Origin of the sequence: Bacteroides luti (assembly GCF_900128905.1) — a bacterium.
In the GTDB taxonomy this organism is placed as follows: domain Bacteria; phylum Bacteroidota; class Bacteroidia; order Bacteroidales; family Bacteroidaceae; genus Bacteroides; species Bacteroides luti.
The window spans coordinates 1-3,792 of record NZ_FQTV01000032.1 but is presented as its reverse complement, the minus strand read 5'-3'; the positions used below and the strand labels follow the sequence as shown (position 1 = coordinate 3,792).

Here is a 3,792-nt window from a genome sequence, read left to right as displayed (position 1 = left end):
TGTCGAGTAGGCCTGAGCATTCCAGCTCAAGCCTCTCACAGAACCGTGCGTGACAGTCTCCCGTCACACGGCTCTTCTTATTCAAACTATATGAGATTTTCGTATATTAAAAGGAGGCTTTACGCCCCACTGCCAATGGTAAAATAGATTTCTCTCCCTTTCGGAGATATTACCCAACCAGTCATAAGCGCGGGATAGTTTCCTACGATAACGCTTATATTTGGCCATTACCCATCGGGCTAAGTGCCCATTTACTTCTTCTAATAACCATTTAAGTCGGGTGGGATAAAATTTACCATAGTAGCTTATCCATCCACGAAGCACAGGATTTATATAGTCAGCCAACATCTCCAGTGTATGAAACGTATGCCTTTTAAGTTTCCAGCTACGAATCTTTTCACGGATACCACTGATTGACTTATTACTGATTGCAGGCAAATAACCTGTAAAGGGCACCCCTTTCTTATCTATCGCTTTTCGGGGACGAAAGGTATATCCAAGGAAATCAAACGAAATAACTTCATGTTTTTCTTTCCTACGGTTGTCTTTACAATATACAATCCTTGTTTTCTCTTCATTCAGCATCAACTTACATTGGGCAAATCTTTGTTGAATGGAGAGTTTCAGTGCTTCGGCCTGGGCTTTTGTAGAACAATGACAGATAGTATCATCCGCATAACGTTCAAAAGGTATGTGAGGATGATACTTGCTCATCCACATATCGAAGACGTAATGCAGAAATAAGTTGGCTAGAACAGGACCGATAGCTGAACCTTGCGGAACACCTTTGTCTCGTTCTATCCGACTACCATCTTTAAGTTCATAAGGTACTTTCAACCAGCGTTCAATGTAAAGCAATACCCACTGAGAATCCGTGTGTAATCTAACAGCTTTCATCAATAACTCATGGTCAATCGTATCAAAGAACTTGCTGATATCCATGTCTAACACCCAGTCATACTTCCAGCAGCGCTCACGAGCTTTGGCAATAGCATCGTGTGCGGAACGCTTTGGCCGATAGGCATACGAATTCTCATGAAAACAAAGCTCTATTTGCGGCTCAATAATCATAACAGCTGCCATTTGAGCGACTCTGTCTCCAACGGTTGGTATACCTAACGGACGCTTGTCTCCATTCGGCTTTGGTATTTCTACCAGTTTTACCGACGGAGGGAAGTAACAGCCCGAACTCATGCGGTTCCAGATCTTATAAAGATTGTCTTTGAGATTTTTCTCAAAAGCACTAATCGATACACCATCTATTCCCGCACTCCCATGGTTTGCTTTCACTCTCTGGAAAGCTTCCATAATTAAATACTTAGAAATCTCATAAGGTTTTGCATTTTGCATTTGAATCCTCCTAATTTAATAGTTGTACAATTGTAATTTGCCGAATAAGCTGTTCCCTTCGCTCCATTTCCATTACAGAAACTTCAATACTACTACGGAACAGTCCGCCCCTGCACTTAGTTATTGGTACGCTCATTCTTGCAGGGCTGCTGCTTGAATTTCTCCCTTGACATACTAAGGCAGGTTCCCGTGTTCCATGTAAAAGCCTCCATACAAGTCATGCTATCTAAACACCGGATGCCACCAGGACAATAAACAGGTTATTTCCTGATTTATCCCGAATCTGAGAGTAGGAATCGGTTCTGACATCTTCTAAAGAGTTTTCGATGCTTCATCAATAGTTCCCTTGCGGTCATCTCTTGTATAGGTACCTGCCGGCTTGTGCCGACTTTTAATGTATCGCTCACTACCTCGTCTCTTTAACAAAGCAGCATACACTGGTTTGCAACCAACTCCTGTAAGCCGGTCACGAGGGGCCTACCCTCATCTTGTACATAGTTGCAAATATTGCTTGCCAGCAATATTTTTCACGGCACACGTCGAGTAGGCCTGAGCATTCCAGCTCAAGCCTCTCACAGAACCGTGCGTGACAGTCTCCCGTCACACGGCTCTTCTTATTCAAACTATATGAGATTTTCGTATATTAAAAGGAGGCTTTACGCCCCACTGCCAATGGTAAAATAGATTTCTCTCCCTTTCGGAGATATTACCCAACCAGTCATAAGCGCGGGATAGTTTCCTACGATAACGCTTATATTTGGCCATTACCCATCGGGCTAAGTGCCCATTTACTTCTTCTAATAACCATTTAAGTCGGGTGGGATAAAATTTACCATAGTAGCTTATCCATCCACGAAGCACAGGATTTATATAGTCAGCCAACATCTCCAGTGTATGAAACGTATGCCTTTTAAGTTTCCAGCTACGAATCTTTTCACGGATACCACTGATTGACTTATTACTGATTGCAGGCAAATAACCTGTAAAGGGCACCCCTTTCTTATCTATCGCTTTTCGGGGACGAAAGGTATATCCAAGGAAATCAAACGAAATAACTTCATGTTTTTCTTTCCTACGGTTGTCTTTACAATATACAATCCTTGTTTTCTCTTCATTCAGCATCAACTTACATTGGGCAAATCTTTGTTGAATGGAGAGTTTCAGTGCTTCGGCCTGGGCTTTTGTAGAACAATGACAGATAGTATCATCCGCATAACGTTCAAAAGGTATGTGAGGATGATACTTGCTCATCCACATATCGAAGACGTAATGCAGAAATAAGTTGGCTAGAACAGGACCGATAGCTGAACCTTGCGGAACACCTTTGTCTCGTTCTATCCGACTACCATCTTTAAGTTCATAAGGTACTTTCAACCAGCGTTCAATGTAAAGCAATACCCACTGAGAATCCGTGTGTAATCTAACAGCTTTCATCAATAACTCATGGTCAATCGTATCAAAGAACTTGCTGATATCCATGTCTAACACCCAGTCATACTTCCAGCAGCGCTCACGAGCTTTGGCAATAGCATCGTGTGCGGAACGCTTTGGCCGATAGGCATACGAATTCTCATGAAAACAAAGCTCTATTTGCGGCTCAATAATCATAACAGCTGCCATTTGAGCGACTCTGTCTCCAACGGTTGGTATACCTAACGGACGCTTGTCTCCATTCGGCTTTGGTATTTCTACCAGTTTTACCGACGGAGGGAAGTAACAGCCCGAACTCATGCGGTTCCAGATCTTATAAAGATTGTCTTTGAGATTTTTCTCAAAAGCACTAATCGATACACCATCTATTCCCGCACTCCCATGGTTTGCTTTCACTCTCTGGAAAGCTTCCATAATTAAATACTTAGAAATCTCATAAGGTTTTGCATTTTGCATTTGAATCCTCCTAATTTAATAGTTGTACAATTGTAATTTGCCGAATAAGCTGTTCCCTTCGCTCCATTTCCATTACAGAAACTTCAATACTACTACGGAACAGTCCGCCCCTGCACTTAGTTATTGGTACGCTCATTCTTGCAGGGCTGCTGCTTGAATTTCTCCCTTGACATACTAAGGCAGGTTCCCGTGTTCCATGTAAAAGCCTCCATACAAGTCATGCTATCTAAACACCGGATGCCACCAGGACAATAAACAGGTTATTTCCTGATTTATCCCGAATCTGAGAGTAGGAATCGGTTCTGACATCTTCTAAAGAGTTTTCGATGCTTCATCAATAGTTCCCTTGCGGTCATCTCTTGTATAGGTACCTGCCGGCTTGTGCCGACTTTTAATGTATCGCTCACTACCTCGTCTCTTTAACAAAGCAGCATACACTGGTTTGCAACCAACTCCTGTAAGCCGGTCACGAGGGGCCTACCCTCATCTTGTACATAGTTGCAAATATTGCTTGCCAGCAATATTTTTCACGGCACACACCCTCACTCCCTCACT

General features: G+C 42.7%; 2 protein-coding genes. Both read right to left on the bottom strand.

Features of this window, described 5'->3' with window-relative positions:
• Nucleotides 1-81 precede the first annotated feature (81 nt).
• Nucleotides 82-1,350, bottom strand: a complete 1,269-nt coding sequence (ltrA, locus tag BUC21_RS16165) for a group II intron reverse transcriptase/maturase (protein WP_073404349.1) — start codon at nucleotides 1,348-1,350, stop codon at nucleotides 82-84.
• Between the two features lie 618 nt (nucleotides 1,351-1,968).
• Entirely contained in the window at nucleotides 1,969-3,237 is a 1,269-nt protein-coding gene (gene ltrA / locus BUC21_RS16160) for a group II intron reverse transcriptase/maturase (protein ID WP_073404349.1), read from the bottom strand.
• Nucleotides 3,238-3,792 lie beyond the last annotated feature (555 nt).